The organism is Nesterenkonia cremea, assembly GCF_014642675.1.
Lineage (GTDB): Bacteria > Actinomycetota > Actinomycetes > Actinomycetales > Micrococcaceae > Nesterenkonia > Nesterenkonia cremea.
This window is the reverse complement of record NZ_BMIS01000004.1, coordinates 39,302-55,819: the sequence shown is the minus strand read 5'-3', so window position 1 is coordinate 55,819 and position 16,518 is coordinate 39,302. Positions and strand designations below refer to the sequence as shown.

Here is a 16,518-nt window from a genome sequence, read left to right as displayed (position 1 = left end):
CCTCTACGCCAACACGCCCGCTGCTTCTACCTGGCGAAGATACTCGTGAGGAGTCATCTCGAGCACTTGAGCCGCCCGCCCTTTGGCAGTCACCCGTCCTGTCTTCAACATCGCCTGAGTAAACCGGAAGTCAGTGAGAAGGTCGTGAACAACCACCAGATCGTTCATGAATGACCCAGGCGCGAAGCTGCGCTTCTTCCGGTACCCTTCGGCGAACTCTCCCGACCCCGTATAGAAGTCCGAGTTGAAGATGGCGATCTCCTCGGGACGGAACTGCAGCAGATCATAGATCATGCGCTGAATCCCCAAGGGAGATCCGTGATACGACAAGGACCAGTCATGCCGTGCGAACCGCAACCACGGCAAGTTGCGGTGGTGGTGCGTGTGATAGCTGAACGATCGAGTATTGATCAGCTGTACATCAGAGTTCTCGATGAGACTTCCGGCGTCGTCGATGAGTGTGGTCATGTCCTGACCGGAGTAGTACGCGATGTCAGTCCGGCTGCCCATCGACTCAGGGTGCGACGCCACAAATTCTGGGTTGAAGTTCGGCCGAACCACCACGTCGTACCGGTCGATCTCAGAACCGAGCGACTCACCGGTGGCAGCAGGGCCGACGATGGCCACCCGCTTCTTCTTGATCAGGTTGACCATTTTGCGCTCAGCGGGAAGATAGAAGCCCTTACGAGCGTCCACCGAGTAATTGAAGTATGGCTCTGGGTTGCCCAACATCAGCTCGGCGTCCGCGTGCAGCTTGGCCACAGCCATACGCTGCTCTCCGGTGTTCTGCGCCCAATAATCGATGTCCTGCGACAGACGAGACGCCGTCTCCGCATTGTCCAGATAGACCAACGCCTGCATCATCTGCCGCAATCCGCCGAGATCCCGGACTCCGCTTCGTCGCAGGCGCTGAGCTTTCCGTTCGGCGCTACGGGCTCTCAAACGGAAGCCTTCAGCAAAATGACCGAGGAACTGGACCCGCAGAGTCAGCAGTCCCGCTGTATGAGGATGCAGCTCCTTCCCCTGAGCCTGGCACTCGTCCAGCTCGGCCAGAAGGTCGGTGACCGCCTCAGCGTCAACTTCCTGCCTGGAAGAGAAGAGAGAGTCCATGCCCTCAGCGACGCTCTTCCTCCGAAGGGGTGAGTGTTGCCGCTTAGATTCGATCCGTTGGACGGTGCGCCAAATTCGCGGCCAGTCCATCGGCCCCCGTGCGCCGGCGTGCACCACTCCCCCCAAAGCTCTCTGGTTCTTAGGGTTCAGGGTATAGGCCTGCTCGTAGCTTTCCAGCGCCTGTGAAAACTGTGCGATGTCAGGTCTGCGATAGGCCTGGGCAAGTGCCATGAGCCGCTGTTCATCAGGGCGTTTGAGCGCCGCCTTCTCCAGCTGGGCGAGCCCCGATTCCGCGTCTCCTCGTTCCAAAAGCCGCTGGCCCAGTTCGAAAGCGATCACAGCATTGGCCGGCGCAAGCCGCTGGGCACTCTTCAGAAGCTCGATGATCTCGTCCGTATGCGGAGTCTCCTGACCCCGATGCAGGCCCACTGCTGGCCCATGAACGATCCGAGTCTGCGTCTCATTTCCGAGTGCTGCGGCCAGCGCCACATATCGGTGCGCCCGCCGAGGATCCAGGTCCACAGCTTTTCGACGCAGGTCGATGATGTCGCTTGGCTGGGCGACCTTCATCGTACGAGAGGCGACCCGCTCCAACAGCCCCGCGGTGGCCAGCCCTTCCTCAGCTGCGGCGAGAGCAAACCGGATCTCCCTGCCCGGCACGTTCTCCAGAATCGTCTTGGCGTACTTCTCCGCCCTAGTCTGCCCACGGCGCTTTCGCCCCGTGACCAGGGTCTCGGTCCGGGACACGAAGTCCTGGCTTCCCAACGCCGCCCTGCGCATCAACTCACTGCGTCCAGCGTCGGACCTAGACAGGGCCTTGATGGCCGAGGGCCCAGCCAGCCTCGTCAGCCTGTCGATGGAACTTTCAATCACGCGCCATACACCCTTTCGATGCTTCTGCGGCAGAGCAGACACAATTCACAGAACGCCGCTACGCAATCGTGGGCGCCATCACTCAATGTAATCTAACAGCCGGTCAGGTCAGTGTTATCCCTCGGCTCAGCTTCGCGGTGACGATGTCTTCGAGAAGATCGAACTGGTGCTCCCAGTCGATGTCCATAGCCACGTCTTGCTCCATCTCGTAGATCCGTGGGTTGGCCCCCACACGATCTCCGACCTCACGCATCCTCACGAAAGGCATCAGGTAGGCCGCGTGGTTGATCTCGAACAGCGGATCGATGTCCTGGCTGCGAGGCCATCTCTCCTCGGAATCGTCATAGTTGAAGGCTTGAGCCTTCTCATCCCACAGGAAGGCGTGCAGTCGCGTAGCGGTGATCAAGCTGTCATGACCAGCTGACTCAGCCTCGCGCCAAGCCGCGATCAGCTCAGAAAAGGTCTCAGATGTCACCAAGGGGTGGGTCACATGAGTCATCAGCATGGTCCCGTCATCCTCGAGCTCTGCCGCATACTGGATGAACCTGCTCATCGGGGTACTGGAGGAGGCCAGCTCATCAGGACGTTCGTTGATCACGATGGGCTTGTCAGAGGTCCGTCTGAACTCCTGTGTAATCTCCACGACCGACGGATCATTGGTGGAGACCACGATCTTGTCGATCTCTGCGACGTTTGCCAGCTGCTTGAGTTTGAGCTCCAACAAGCCGCCCTCAAAGCCTGCGAAAGGCCGAGTGTTCTTATCCTTGACGCGTTCGCTTCCGGCCCGGCACGGCACCACTGCAACCACAGGGGAGCTGTTCCAAGCGGCCCTCGCCGATGACACTGACTCTGACGTGTCTGCAGAAGCCAAATGTCTATACGCGCTGAACCGCGGGTCCTCCTTCATCTGTTCGACCATTTCAGCCAAGTTCTCCGGTGTATCCACGGAGAAGGAATCATGCTCGACCACACCGACCTGCACCTTGTGACCGTTCTCCAGGAAGCGCAGGTGGTCATGGCCCTCGATCGTTTCCAGCGGGGTCTTCCCCAGGGAGGTGTAGGTATCCAGGGCACCTTTTCGGAAGGAGATCAGGTGGTAGGCCTTCAGGAAGTTCGTCACGCCAGAACGCGACGGTGACGGGATGTCCTCCCGGGAGAAGTACATGGCCTCCCCCGCGCGGTTGATGACCACTTTGAAGTCGGACGGTGACTTCGCGGTAGAAGACTTCGATGCCAGCAATGACGTCGGCGCCTCCGAATCCAACAACGCGTCGACGCTGGCTTGGATATGGTCCGGGTTCAGCGCCGGCTCGTCTCCGTTAATCAGGCAGATGACGTCATAGTCCATGTCTGCCGAGGCCTCGGCGATCCGCTCGATCCCCGTGGTGTGGTGTGTGCCAGTCATGATGGCGCGGCCGCCGTGGCGCTCAACCGCCTCCTTGATCTCTTCTGAGTCGGTGGCCACAAAGACCTCGTCGACGATCGGAGACATCTGCACTCTCTGCAGTACGTGGATCACCATGGGCAGACCACAGATATCTGCCAGTGCCTTGCGCTCCAAGCGCGTCGATCCGAGCCGGCTGGGCACCATTGCGATGACCCGATGACCTCTGAATGCCATTGAGAACGGTCTCTTCTCTCGTCGATAGATGGGTGGTGAGGCGGTCAGCCCGTCAGCAGAGGACGCCGGCGTCCTCGACTGCGCGGACGTACTCCTCCGGGGTCTGCTCGAGCACCTCCGCGGCACGGCCCTGTGCGGTGACGATGCCGGTGCCCATCAGCGCCTTCATGAACCTGAACTCGGACTTCACATCATGGGAGACCACGATGTCGTTGATGTGCGAGTACGGCCCGAAGGTGTTGCCCTCGCGCCACCCGGTGGTGAACATGGAGTTGCCGGTGTAGAGGTCCGAGTTGAACACACAGATCTCCTCCGGCTGGAACTGCAACAGATCATAGGCCATCCGCTGGATGCCCAGAGAGCCCCCGTGGAAGCACAGGGAGAAGTCCTGCCGGTAGAAGCGCAGCCACTCCAGGTTCCGGTGGGCATGAGCGGCATGACTGAAGGGACGGGCATTGACCACCTTGATGTCCCCGGCCTCTGCGGCCCCGGAGATCGTCTCGAACAGGCTGGTCAGATCCTGCCCCGAATAATAGGTGATGTCGGTGCGACTGCCCTGGGCGTCCCGATTCTCTGCGATGAAGTCGGGCTGGTAACGCGGACGGACCACCACGTCATATTCGTCGATGATGTTGCCCAGCCGGTCGCCGGTCTCTGCGGGGCCGACCAGGGCGACGCGCCGGCCCTTGATCAGCTTCTCCATGGTGTCATCGGCAGTCAGCGGCGTGCGCCTGCGGGCCTTGCGGGAGTACTCGATATAAGCCTCAGGGCGGCCGCTCATCAGCTCAGCGTCCGCCTGAAGCTTCTCGATCTGAAGGCGTTCCATCTGATCCGGGGAGTCCCAGAATCGCGGGTCCGCCAGGGACGCGGCGGTCTCGCCGTCGTCGAGGTAGGCGTGGGCCTTCATGAGGCTCCGCAATTGGTGAGCCGTGGTGATGGCCGATTTGCGCAGCGTGCGGGTTCGTTCCTTGGCCGCAGCCTCGCGCAGAGCGAAGCCGGCGGAGAAGAAGCGAGCGAACTGCAGACGAGTGATCACCAGGTTCAGCGCCATCGGGTGGAGCATGCTGTCCATATTGGCCTCGCGCTTGAGCCCAGCAACCAGAGTCTCCACCTGCTCCTCAGTTGGGTTCTCCTGGGTCCATAGGAGCTGATCCAGCTGAGCCCGCACGTCCTCGTTCTCGTACGGGGTCGCCTTCGTCTTCTTCCGAGTCTCCAGCTTGCGCACGCTGCGCCAGATCCGCGCCCAGTCCATAGGGCCGCGGGTTCCGGCATTGATGATCCCAGAGAGCGCTTTGGTGTTCTTGGGGTCCTTCTCAAAGACACGCTCGTAGAAGGTCATGGCCTTCTCAAACTGCGCCACATCCGGGCGGCGGTAGATATCCGCCAGTTCCATGAACCAGGATTCACCGGGCTGCTTGAGCACAGCGATCTCCAGCAGCGGGACGCCCTCGTGCACCTGCCCGGCCCCGATCAGTGCTGTGCCATATTCATGCAGCACGTAGGGGTTGCCTGGGGCCAGCTCATAGGCCTGCTTGAGCAGGTCCAAGATCTCTTCGCCATTGGCGGCCACCGGCCCGTTGGCCAGGCCGACGATCCAGTCATGGACCACGCCCCGTTCGGTTACGGCAGCCAGCGTGTTGGCCAACGCCAGGCGCCGGGCCGGGTTCTCCGGGTCCAGCTCCAGGGCCCGACGCCGCAGGCGCACCGCGGTCTGGAGATCTCCCTCGTCAGCGATGCGGGTGGCGACTCGCTCCAAGAAGTTGGGGTGAGCAGAACCCTGGTGGTCCGCGGCATCGGCCAGGGCCACCTCACCGGATGCAGCGTGCTGCATGATCAACAGCGGAAGACGTCCTGTCGAGGGGCGCTTGGTCTGTTTCATCCTGACCTCGGCCTGCGGCATGAAGCGCCTGCTGCCGGCTGATGCCTGCTTGGCTAGGAAGGCCTCGCCGCTGGGAAGATCTCCGAGGGCGGGAACACGGCTGACCGCGTTGACTGCGGCGGCGACCGTACGGCGCTCAGCCAGCCGGACAGCCTTTCTCGCAACTGGCACCAGGCCCTTGGGCTTCTTCGCGGACGACGTCTTCTTTGCTGCCATGCTGCCCCAAATGTGTCTGGTCCTTGCTGAACGGGCGTCAGTTTACACAGTGGCCCTTGCACGGGGATGAAGAACATTCCAGGAGAGGTTCAGATCCGCGACGCACCATTGCGGTACAGTACGCCACGATGAGTGAAGCCCAACAGGCCCTACAAGGCGTCGACGAACTGGTCCGCGACCTGATGCCGCGGCTGGACCAGCTGCGCAGCGAGGTCACCCTCAAAGGCGATGACACCCCGGTCACCGCCGCTGATGTCTTGGTCCAGACGAGCATCGAGGAGTACCTGACCTCCCGCCTCGAAGGCCTGACCTTCGTGGGCGAGGAGGGCGAGTACTCCCCCGACCATTCCTTGGAGGGGTGGGTCGCCGTCGTGGACCCGATCGACGGGACGGAGAACTTCGCTTCCAGCCTGCCCGAATGGGGCGTGGCGGTGACCCTGTGGCATGACGGCGCCCACCAGGCCAGCATGATCTCCCTTCCCCAGCTGGGTCAGCGGCTGATCACAGGTGACACCTTCACCCCTGCCTCCTCCCGGATCACCGCATTCTCCTCCGGGATCGACGATGAACTGGCGCGACAGCTGGCCGATACCCCCCAGGCCCGGCTCATGGGTGCCGCTGTGTACAATCTCTACGGCGTCATCACGGGACGCTTCGCCCGGTTCATCAACCCCGTCGGCGCCTATTCATGGGACCTGCTGGCGGGCCTTCAACTCGCCCTGGAACACAACTGTGAGGTTTACCTGAATGACCAGCAATACGACGGCAGCTATCTCAAGCCTGGCAAGCGATACCGGGTCGATATACGGCACCGACACGATCGTCATCCTCGGTAAGGGGCCGTCGGCAGACTCTGTCAGCAGCCGCGTCTTCAAGGATTCAGTGGTCATCGGGATCAACGACGCCGAGCGCATCCACCCCGCTGACATCACCATCTTCCACGAAGACTGGGTGGCAGACTCCCTCCAGGACGACGGGCTGCAGTCCAAGGCCTACATCACCTCCACCGAGTTTCACGCTCCGGGCCACACCGTGGTCCGAGCACCCTATAAGCCGCTGAGCAACGATGAGGAAGACATCATGCTCAGCCGTTTCCAGAACCGGGACGAGACCGCGATCGAGGAAGTCATGTTCCTCACCGCCTTGGAGGTCGCGCGCACCATCGCCGACACCAAGGGCCGTACCCAGACCGTCTACATGGTCGGCTTCGACTTCTCCCCCGCATCCGGCAACGCCCGTGCAGCGAACACCCAGTACTCCCCCGAGCTGACCAGCCACCGCAAGGCCGGGGTGGAGCTGCAGCAGTACATCCTGCGCAACGCCCTCTACGTGCTGGAGGACTCCAACCTGGACGTCCACCACGTGGGCAGCCACGAGTTCTCCAACCTCACCACTGAGGCGCTGAACGAGAAGTACCGGGTGGAGGTCTCCGAGCCCACTCCTGCCGAGGACCAGGCCGAAGAGCTCGAGGTCCCCGCAGTAGAGATCACCGCGGAGATCACCACCAACCACTTCGGAGACCTGGATCGCCTGGAGCAGCTGGTCCGCTCTGCCCACGCTGCCGGCGCCGACTGGGTGAAGGTCCAGAAGCGCGATGTCGAGCACTTCTACACCGCAGAGCAGCTCGCCGCTCCGTATAAGTCCCCCTTCGGCACCACTTTCGGCGACTACCGCCACCAGTTGGAGCTGGGCAAGGAGGGCTTCACCTTCCTCGACGAGCTCACCAAGGACCTGGGCATCAAGTGGTTCGCCTCTGTGCTGGACCAGCCGTCCTTCGAGTGGATGATGGAGCACCTGGACATCCCGCTGGTGAAGCTGCCCTCCACGATCTCCCGGAAGAAGGACTACCTGGAGTACGTGGCCAACAACTACACCGGCTCCCTGGTGATCTCCACGGGCATGACGGATCAGGACTACGAGCAGTGGCTGCTGGAGACCTTCACCAAGCAGGACACCCTCTACCTGCTGCACTGCAACTCCGCCTACCCCACTCCGGATGAACACACGAACATCGGTGTGGTCCGCCACTACGCCCAATTGGCTGAGGAGCAGGCCTCCAAGCCCGGTCCGCGGATCGTTCCCGGGTATTCCTCCCACGACTTCGGATGGATGGCCTCTGCCCTGGCAGTGGCCGCCGGCGCCGGCATGGTGGAGAAGCACGTCAAACTGGGCAACACCGAGTGGGCCCACTTCGACGCCGTGGCCGTGGATCTGACCACAGATGCCTTCAAGGAGTACGTGGACAACGTCCGCCAGGCTCAGATCCACGTGGGCTCCACGGAGAAGAAGATCACCGCCTCAGAGCACCACAAGTACTGAGACGTCCGAATGACCGCGGAAGAGGCCCAGGGGGCCGAGCAACACCGTCCCCAGGTGAAGCTGAGTGAGCGCCCTGGCGCCGTCGAACGTTTCATCGCCGAGCAGATCGAGCCGCGGTACGCCGAGCTGCGTGAGTGGCCGCAGGTATATTCCCATAAGTATCTGCTCTTCCGCGCGGCTCGGCGCAACAAGGTGCACATGAAGAAGATCACCGACGCCCACCGCATCCTCTTCTACTCCGGTGTGGCAGTGGGCAGCGTGGACGATGGAGTGACTTCTCTGGTCAGCCATCAGGCTCATCGCGTCTGCCGCTCCACTGCGATGACCAGGCGCTATCTGAAGGCCGCTGACGTCCCGACGCCGCAGAGCAAAGTCCTCGAACACAACCAGTACGCGACTGCAGTGCGGTACTGGGAGAAGCTGGGCCGCCGTGCCACGGTGAAGCCTTCCCGAGCCTCCAGCTCCCAGGGGGCCACCGTGGGCGTGCGCTTCGAAGGCGACCTCCGAGCCGCCTGGAAGAAGGCCGTGGAAAGTGTGGAGCCTGAGCACCCGATCCTGATCGAAGCCGCCCACTACGGCCTGGACCTGCACACCTACGTGGTGGGCGAGGCTGTGGTGAGCGCTCTGGTCCGGGTTCCCTTCTACATCCTCGGAGACGGGGCCTCAACTTTCGACGAGCTGGCGCAGGCTGCACTGGCCCGGCGCCTCGGGCCTGAGGAGAAGGTCCCGGAGCTCGACGGCGAGGCCCTGACCGAGGCCGGACTGCCCCGATCCCATGTCCCGGCCTACGGGTCCATCCACGAACTCCCTCCGGTTCCGGGTGCTCCGCGGGAGGGGACGCTCTACGTCGATGTGACCGACGGTCTGTCCGAAGAGATCAAGCAGCTCGCCATCGACGGGCTGTGGGCGCTGCCCGGACTGGAGGCCGCCGGCGTCGACCTTGTGGTCTCCGCATTGGACTCTGCCGAAGGAGCCTTGGTGGTCGATATCGATCCCGCCGCGAGCGTGGCCGACTTCCGCCACCCCGACTATGGGAAGTACCGTCAGCCGCAGCTGGCGATCATGGAACAGATCGTCCGCCGCTCCCCCGCGCAGTAGGGCCGGGAACTGGGCCCGGCCACCCTCGTCCCCACCGACATGCAGATGAGCAGGTCGGAGATCGCGCGCATTCACGTCCTATAGTGTGAGGCATATCACTCACACTCAGAGGGGGCTGAGATGGTTTTGAAGACCTGGCATGAAGCGCGCCTGATCCCAACGTCCGGCATCGGAAGTGCGTTGGAGCAGGAACGTCGTGCGACGTCGGCCCTTCTGGCGGTGATCGGGGCGGTGGACGACTTCGGCAGGTCCATCACCAAGCCCTGCGGCGCCCCTGCTGGGAAGATCGCGACCTACGTGGAGGTCCCCTTCGAGCTCGGAAAGAAGAACGTCCGGCCAGACGGCCTGATCCGGGTGACGCGAGGGAAGCGCGAGTGGACGGCACTGGTCGAGGTGAAGACATCCGACAACGCACTGGATCAGGAGCAGGTGGAGAACTACCTGGACGTGGCCAGAGAACAGAAGTTCGACGCGGTCATCACCGTCTCCAACGAGATCCCGCCGGTGCTGGGGAGCCACCCCCTGAACGTGGACAAGCGAAAGACCAGGACCGTGGAGCTCTTCCACTTCTCATGGATGCGTCTGATCTCTGTCGCAGTGATGGAGAAGGAAGTCCGCGGGATCGAAGATCCCGATCAGGCCTGGATCCTGGGTGAGCTCATCCGCTACCTGGAGCACGAGAAGTCTGGCGCCCTGGACTTCACCGACATGGGAGCCCAATGGACGCGGGTTCGTGATGCCGCGCGCAAAGGCGTCATGCGCAAGTCCGACCCGGAGATCGAACAGGTCGCCACAAAGTTCGATGCTCTGATCCGCTACACCTGTCTGAAACTGGGTCAGCGGTTGGGTGCTGACGTCTTTCCGCAGCTGCCACGCAGGCAACAGAAGGACCCGGCGGAACGCTCGGCAGAGCTGGTCGAAGAGCTGTGCAGCGACAGCTGCATGTCTGCGAAGATCCGGATCCCAGGCACTGTGGCCGACCTCGAGATCACCTGCGACCTCCGGGGCCAGCAGCTCCACGCGTCAGTGGTTGTCCCGGCGTCGGGTCACGCGAGGAACAACACCCGCGTCCGTTGGCTCCTCCGCCAGATTCCTGAAGAGCAGACGGACATCGTCATCGAAGCGAACTATCGTGGGCGGCGGGAAGCAGCACCGATCGAGGATGCCCGGGCCGACGAATCCGTGGTCATTCCGGATCCGAACCGCGAGCTCAGCCGGTTCAGAGTCACCCGGATCTACCCCATGGGGCTGGCGCGTTCGGTCCGCAGCAAGAGCTCATTCATCCAATCGGTCACCGGAGCGGTCGACGACTTCTACGCGGAGATCCTTCAGCAGCTCAAGCCATGGAATCCGCCTGCCCCGAAGTTCCGAGACAAGCCTGAACCGAGGAAACAACCCTCAGACGAGCTGTCTTCGACGGACCTCTCCTCGATGGACGGGCCCGAGCCGGCCCAGGTTCCGCAGACATAGCCCAGCGCGTGCTGCGCAGGGACCGCGTGGGGAGGATGGTGCTCGGCCATCAGACTTCTACCGGGGTCGCGACATCTCAGCCGTCACAATCGGGCAGAGATGTCCTCAAGTGGGAGAGATCTCCACCACGGCGCCCGCAACGCAGAAGGCCGGCCACCCTCATCGGGTGACCGGCCTTCTGCGTCAGCTCAGTCCAGCTCAGAGCACGTGAGGATCAGTCCTCCACGCCCTTGGTGAGCTCGGCGATGAGCTTCTCACGGCGGCGCTCCTTGACCTCTTCCATCCGGGCCGCGCGGCGGGCACGGCGACGGCGTGTGGGCCAGGTGGCGATCAGCAGCACCAGCGAGATCAGCAGCACCAGGGCGGCCGCGCCGATGCCGGCATCCAGCCAGAACTGCTCCGGGTAGAGACGGATCAGCGTAGAGTCCTCGCTGAAGGTCCAGGTGCCGTCGGCGAAGAACAGGCGGTGGAACTCCTCGAAGAAGACCTGCCAGTTCAGCACAGCCAGCACCACTGCCGCGATGATCACACCGAGGGTCACCCAGACACCGGCGAAGAGTCCGCGGACGAAGCCGCCGGGACGCCAGGAGCGCAGGAACAGGCCGAAGATCAGTGTGATGACCAGCAGGACGGCCGCACCCAGCACCGCCCACATCATCACGAACTTCACATCGGTCATATGCGAGACCTCATCCGCGGTGAACAGCTCCTCCCCACCCGGGGCCAGTTCGGCCAGGTAGCGGGAGTTCGCGGCGTTGAACAGGTAGTCCAACCCGTAGGAGCCGTAGACCAGGCGGTCGGCGTCGTCGAAGCCGAAGGTGTCGCTGGGGAAGCCCGGACGGTTGTAGGAGAGCCACAGGAACACCGGAGAGGCCACCAGGCGGATGGCGGCCACCAGTACCAGCACCGGCAGGAAGATCGCGATCATGACCTGCATGAAGCGCGAGACTCCCCGCTTGTCCCTCTCCACCTCCTCAGCGAGGTCCTGATCGGTGATCTCCTCACCGGAAGGCGTGCGGCCCACTGCGCCGCCGGCATATGGCATGTAGGGGGCCTCGTCGTCCCCGGGAGTCCTGGCGTGCTTGGCGGCCTGCTTCTCAGCCTTGGCCTCCTCCTTGGCGCGCCGGGCCTCATCCTTCTCCCGCTGCTTGAGCTCCTTCTTGGAGAGCTCCTGCTCCGCAGGAACCTCCTGGGCGGCGGTCGGAGCTCCGGCAGGGGAAACCCCGGTCTGCGCCGCCGTCTCGGCAGGAGTGGTCGAGCGTCCCGCGGCAGTGCCCGGGGCGACGTCGTTCAGGGCACGAGTCTTGTCATCGGCAGGAACAGGAGCCACGGCGGCCGTGGGCTGATCCTCGGCCGGAACCGCTTCCTCGGCAGGCTTCGGAGACGGAGCAGAGGCGACCGGCTTGGTCGCGTCTTCGCTGCCGGCGCTCTCACCTACCGGTGCGGTCTTCGCCGCGGCGACTTCGTCGTCGCCGCCGTTCAGTGCGGAGGAGAACGTAGGAGCAGCATCCGAGGTGGCAGCCTGTTCCTCCTTCGCCAGGCGATCCTCCGGGAAATCCGGCTCGTCCTCGGCGAAGGCGCCGTAGTCCAAGCCGGATTCGAAGTCACCGCCCTCATCCGAGCCCTTCTGGCTCGAGCTCTCCTCCTTGCGAGGATTCTCTGAATTCGCGCTCATCTCTGCCTCTCCACGCATTACTGGCCACTTTCTAAGGTACGGCTGGGAAGGACTGTTTTGGTGCAGACCTGCCGGAGAGTCGGCAGGTCAGCGGCCCAGGGAGCGCGTCCTATCAAGTCCAGGAAGGTTTAGCTCTTCTCACTAAACTCTCCTAAAGTCGATAAACCTAGGCAGTCAGCTCGTGGGCGCCGGCGTCGTAGCTTCCCAGGTCACCGCGGATCCCGGCGCGGTAGGCGCGCCCACCCAGGATCAGCGTGTAGGCCCAGTAGCCGGCCAGCACCAGCGCGCCGATGGTGATCTTCAGCGCCGGGTGGATGTCGGCAGGCGTCACAAAGCCCTCCACCACACCGGAGATCAGCAGGACCAGCACCAGGCCCAGCGCCACGGTGATCAGGCGTCTGCCCTCCTGGGCCAGCGAGGTCAGCCGGCGCTGCTGCCCCGGCGCCACCCAGGCCCAGAAGATCCGCAGACCCGCGGCCCCGGCGATGAACACTGCGGTCAGCTCCATCAGCCCGTGGGGCAGGATGTTCAGCCAGAAGGCGGCCTGCTCACCCTGCTCAGCCATGACGCCGCCGGCGATGCCCACGCTGACCGCGTTGACCAACAGGATGAAGGGGACCCAGAGACCGATCACCCCGAAGGCGACCATCTGCGCGGCGATCCAGGCGTTGTTCGTCCAGACCTGGGCGGCGAAGGAGCTGTTCGGATGTTCGGAGTAGTAGTTCACGAACTCATGCTGTGCGTACTGCTGGCGCTCCTCCGCGGGCATCAGCTGGTCGATATAGGGCGTGTGATACGCCCACAGTCCGGACGAGAAGCCCACGGCCACGAACACCACGCCCAGGATGACGGTGAGCCAGCGGATCCGGTAGAACGCCGCCGGCAGGGTCTGGGTGAAGAAATAGGCGGTGGAGACGAAGACGTTCTCCCCCGCGCCGGTCAGCTGGGTGCGCGCCCGCCCCAGCCGGGCTGAGAGCCCGGCCGCCAGGGCCCCGTCGGGCTCCACAGAGCGGACCATGGACAGATGCGCTGAGGTGCGCTGATACAGGCGCAGCAGCTCATCAGCCTCCTCCGGGCGGAGGCGACGCCGATCAGAGAGCTCGGCCAGCCGGTCCCACTCCCCTTGGTGCACGGCGACGAAGGCATCGATGTCCATGGGGCCACCCTATCGGCTGTGGCCACGCCGTCACCCGGCCGGAGCGTTAGGCTGGGGACGTGCGTACTGTGGTCACCGGCGAGGCCGTCGAGCTCGAGCTCCCCTCCGCTTCTCTGTTCACCCGTGGCGGCGCCCTGGTCATCGACATCATCATCTACACCGTGACCTACCTGGGGCTGCTGCTCCTGTTCGGGGCCACCAGCGGCGCCGCCGCAGTCACCTTCGATGAGGCGCTGTTCCAGGCAACGATGCTCGGCGGCGCGGTGCTGTGCTTTGTGGTGCTTCCCATCGCCATCGAGACCCTCTCCCGCGGGCGGACTGTGGGCCGCCTGATCTTCGGCGTCCGCGTGGTCCGCGACGACGGCGGCTCGCTGCGTCTGCGGCATTCGGTGATCCGCATGCTCCTCGCCGTCTTCGAGGTCTACATGACCTCGGGCCTGGTGGCGGTGCTCTGCGCGCTGTTCAACAGCCGGGGCAAGCGGCTGGGCGATATGGTGGCCGGTACCTACGGCATCCAGGTCCGTCAGCCCCGGATCCAGCCGATGATGCTTCCGGTCCCGCAGCATCTGCAGTCCTGGACGCAGGTCGCTGACCTGGGACGGGTCCCTGACGAGCTGGCGCTGCGGATCTCCCGGCTGCTGCGCGGCGCGCAGAGCGACCGCGCCGGCCGGGCCATGTACCTGGAGCAGCATGCCGCAGGCCTGGCGCAGGAGCTGCGCCCCTACGTCTCTCCTCCCCCGCCGCCGTCGTCGGCGATGGATTTCCTCACCGCCGTGATGGCTGAGCGGCGCAACCGGGAGTACCGCAGACTGCGCCGACAGCAGGACCGCCAGCACTCCCTGGAGCGACGGCTGCACACTGTTCCGTATTAGGCACGAACGGCGTCCTCTTTTCAGCTCTGCTGAGGAGGGGACGCCGTTCGCGCCTGGGTGAGGCGCAGCCTCAGTAGCGGTAGTGCTCCGGCTTATACGGGCCGGCCACATCCACACCGAGGTAGTCGGCCTGCTCCTTGGTCAGCTCGGTGAGCTTGGCGCCCACGGCATCCAGGTGCAGGCGGGCGACCTTCTCGTCCAGGACCTTGGGCAGGACGTAGACCTCGTTCTCGTAGGGATCCTCGCCCTGGTGAACCAGCGCCGACTTCTCGAAGAGCTCGATCTGGGCGATCACCTGGTTGGCGAAGGAGGAGCTCATCACAAAGCTGGGGTGGCCGGTGGCGTTGCCCAGGTTCAGCAGACGGCCCTCGGAGAGCACGATGATCGATCGGCCGGTGGTCTCGTCGAAGACCCACTCGTGGACCTGCGGCTTGATCTCCACCTTCTTCACGCCGGGCAGCTGAGCAAGACCTGCCATGTCGATCTCGTTGTCGAAGTGGCCGACGTTGCCCACGATGGCCTTGTTCTTCATCTGCGTCATGGCTGAAGCGGAGATGATGTCCTTGCCGCCGGTGGTGGTGATGAAGATGTCACCCTGCTCCACCGCCTCGTCCAGGGTGGCCACCTGGTAGCCGTCCATGGCGGCCTGCAGGGCGTTGATCGGATCGATCTCGGTGACGATGACCCGGGCGCCCTGGCCGCGCAGCGCCTCAGCTGCGCCCTTGCCGACGTCGCCGTAGCCGCAGACCACAACTACCTTGCCGCCCAGCAGGACGTCGGTGGCGCGCATGATGCCGTCGGGCAGGGAGTGGCGGATGCCGTATTTGTTGTCGAACTTGGACTTGGTGACCGAGTCGTTGACGTTGATCGCTGGGAACAGCAGCTGACCGTCACGGGCCAGCTGGTACAGGCGGGTCACACCGGTGGTGGTCTCCTCGGTGACGCCGCGCAGGTTCTCCGCGATCCCGGTCCAGCGCTGCGGGTTCTCCCCCAGGGACTTCCGCAGGGTCTCCAGGACGTAGCCGTACTCCTCCGGGTCCTCCGGCTGAGGCTGCGGGACCGCGCCTGCGGCCTCGAACTCCGCGCCCTTGTGCACCAGCATGGTGGCGTCGCCGCCGTCGTCGAGGATCATGTTGGCGCCCTGCGCCGGGTCCTGGTCCACACCGGGCCAGGCGAAGATCTGCGACGCCGTCCACCAGTACTCAGCCAGGGTCTCGTTCTTCCAGGCGAAGACGGGAACACCCTGCGGGTCCTCCGGGGTGCCGTTGGGACCGACGACGACGGCCGCGGCGGCCTCATCCTGGGTGGAGAAGATGTTGCAGGAGGCCCAGCGGACCTCGGCGCCCAGTGCGGTGAGGGTCTCGATCAGCACGGCGGTCTGTACGGTCATGTGCAGGGAGCCGGCGATGCGCGCGCCCTTGAGCGGCTGGGCCTCGCCGTACTCCTCGCGCAGGGCCATCAGGCCGGGCATCTCATGCTCGGCCAGGCGGATCTGGTGGCGGCCGGCCTCATGCAGGGAGATGTCGGCGATTGTGTGGTCAAAGCTCATAGCGTGGTCCTTCAGACGGCGGAATCGGCGGGCAGCAGCTTGGGCACGCCGTGTTCTATCGGGTAGCGCGTGGTCTCATCCTCGACGGCGACCAACTCATCGCCGTCCTGGCGCAGCGGGCTGCCGGTGGCCGGGCAGCGCAGAACGGCCAGAAGAGATTCAGGGAGGGTTGTGGGCATGGAGTCAGCCTATCGCGGCCCCAGCTGTGGCAGTGAGCGAAGATGACCGCATATTGCCGGCGCGTCCGGCGTCGGTGTGCCTGGGCTGTGCGGCAGGCAGGTGCTGAAGGTCAGTCCTTGAGCATCCGGAGGTGGCCGCGGCTGATCGGGGCCTTGCCCTCCGGGGGTGCGATGCGCTCACGGTTCTCCCGCATGCTCGGTGCGGGGGCGGCCGGCTCCGGAGCCTCACGCTGGACGGCGTCGGCGAGGGCGAGCAGGTCGTCCTGTCCGGTGGAGGTCTCGGCGGCGGGCGCGTAGTTCAGGCGCATGACCTCCCAGCCGCGGGGCGGATTCACCGAGTCGGCGTGCTGAGCACAGAGGTCATAGGTATGCGGCTCGGCGTACATGCTCATCGGACCGATCACGACGGTCGAGTCCTGATAACTGTAGGTCAGAGTGGCGACCGCCGGCCGCTCACAGCTGCTGCGAGTACATCTGCGCGAAGAATCCACGGTCCCTCAC

Annotated in this window: 13 protein-coding genes; 5 read left to right on the top strand and 8 right to left on the bottom strand. The window is 64.1% G+C overall.

Annotated features, from left to right (window positions below):
- Positions 1–3: 3 nt before the first annotated feature.
- The 3 genes from IEW85_RS05715 to IEW85_RS05705 form a co-directional block, all read right to left on the bottom strand.
- On the bottom strand, positions 4–1,857 hold the full coding sequence (locus tag IEW85_RS05715) for a tetratricopeptide repeat protein (protein WP_188683621.1): 1,854 nt from the start codon (positions 1,855–1,857) through the stop codon (positions 4–6).
- A gap of 229 nt (positions 1,858–2,086) precedes the next feature.
- Positions 2,087–3,574: a 3-deoxy-manno-octulosonate cytidylyltransferase gene (gene kdsB / locus IEW85_RS05710; protein ID WP_229658861.1), complete on the bottom strand. Its 1,488-nt coding sequence runs from the start codon at positions 3,572–3,574 to the stop codon at positions 2,087–2,089.
- A gap of 82 nt (positions 3,575–3,656) precedes the next feature.
- Positions 3,657–5,699 (bottom strand): tetratricopeptide repeat protein, encoded by a 2,043-nt coding sequence (locus IEW85_RS05705; RefSeq protein ID WP_188683617.1) that lies wholly within the window; start codon positions 5,697–5,699, stop codon positions 3,657–3,659.
- A gap of 128 nt (positions 5,700–5,827) precedes the next feature.
- Here IEW85_RS05705 and IEW85_RS05700 point away from each other — a divergent pair, with 128 nt between their 5' ends.
- The 4 genes from IEW85_RS05700 (at position 5,828) to IEW85_RS05685 (ending at position 10,586) form a co-directional block, all read left to right on the top strand.
- Positions 5,828–6,535, top strand: coding sequence for an inositol monophosphatase family protein (locus IEW85_RS05700; protein ID WP_188683615.1), 708 nt, complete (start codon positions 5,828–5,830; stop codon positions 6,533–6,535).
- Positions 6,536–6,581: 46 nt separating this feature from the next.
- On the top strand, positions 6,582–8,018 hold the full coding sequence (locus IEW85_RS05695) for an N-acetylneuraminate synthase family protein (RefSeq protein WP_188683613.1): 1,437 nt from the start codon (positions 6,582–6,584) through the stop codon (positions 8,016–8,018).
- Positions 8,019–8,027: 9 nt separating this feature from the next.
- Entirely contained in the window at positions 8,028–9,116 is a 1,089-nt protein-coding gene (locus IEW85_RS05690) for a hypothetical protein (protein WP_188683611.1), read from the top strand.
- Between the two features lie 120 nt (positions 9,117–9,236).
- Positions 9,237–10,586: a hypothetical protein gene (locus IEW85_RS05685; protein ID WP_229658834.1), complete on the top strand. Its 1,350-nt coding sequence runs from the start codon at positions 9,237–9,239 to the stop codon at positions 10,584–10,586.
- 214 nt (positions 10,587–10,800) lie between these two features.
- Here the strand turns inward: IEW85_RS05685 and IEW85_RS05680 are convergent, their stop codons facing one another.
- Both IEW85_RS05680 and IEW85_RS05675 read right to left on the bottom strand, forming a co-directional pair.
- Entirely contained in the window at positions 10,801–12,261 is a 1,461-nt protein-coding gene (locus IEW85_RS05680) for a TIGR01906 family membrane protein (protein ID WP_188683609.1), read from the bottom strand.
- Between the two features lie 166 nt (positions 12,262–12,427).
- Complete coding sequence (locus IEW85_RS05675) at positions 12,428–13,417, bottom strand: stage II sporulation protein M (RefSeq protein WP_188683607.1); 990 nt, start codon at positions 13,415–13,417, stop codon at positions 12,428–12,430.
- Between the two features lie 59 nt (positions 13,418–13,476).
- Between IEW85_RS05675 and IEW85_RS05670 the strand changes: the two genes are divergently transcribed.
- Positions 13,477–14,289: an RDD family protein gene (locus tag IEW85_RS05670; RefSeq protein WP_188683605.1), complete on the top strand. Its 813-nt coding sequence runs from the start codon at positions 13,477–13,479 to the stop codon at positions 14,287–14,289.
- Positions 14,290–14,359: 70 nt separating this feature from the next.
- Here IEW85_RS05670 and ahcY read toward each other — a convergent pair whose 3' ends face one another.
- From ahcY to IEW85_RS05655, 3 genes are all read right to left on the bottom strand, one after another.
- Positions 14,360–15,838 carry an adenosylhomocysteinase gene (gene ahcY, locus IEW85_RS05665; RefSeq protein ID WP_188683603.1) on the bottom strand — a complete coding sequence of 493 codons (1,479 nt, stop codon included), beginning with the start codon at positions 15,836–15,838 and terminating at the stop codon, positions 14,360–14,362.
- 11 nt (positions 15,839–15,849) lie between these two features.
- Positions 15,850–16,017 (bottom strand): Trm112 family protein, encoded by a 168-nt coding sequence (locus tag IEW85_RS05660; protein WP_188683601.1) that lies wholly within the window; start codon positions 16,015–16,017, stop codon positions 15,850–15,852.
- Positions 16,018–16,127: 110 nt separating this feature from the next.
- Entirely contained in the window at positions 16,128–16,508 is a 381-nt protein-coding gene (locus tag IEW85_RS05655; protein ID WP_188683598.1) for a DUF3499 domain-containing protein, read from the bottom strand.
- Between the last annotated feature and the right edge of the window lie 10 nt (positions 16,509–16,518).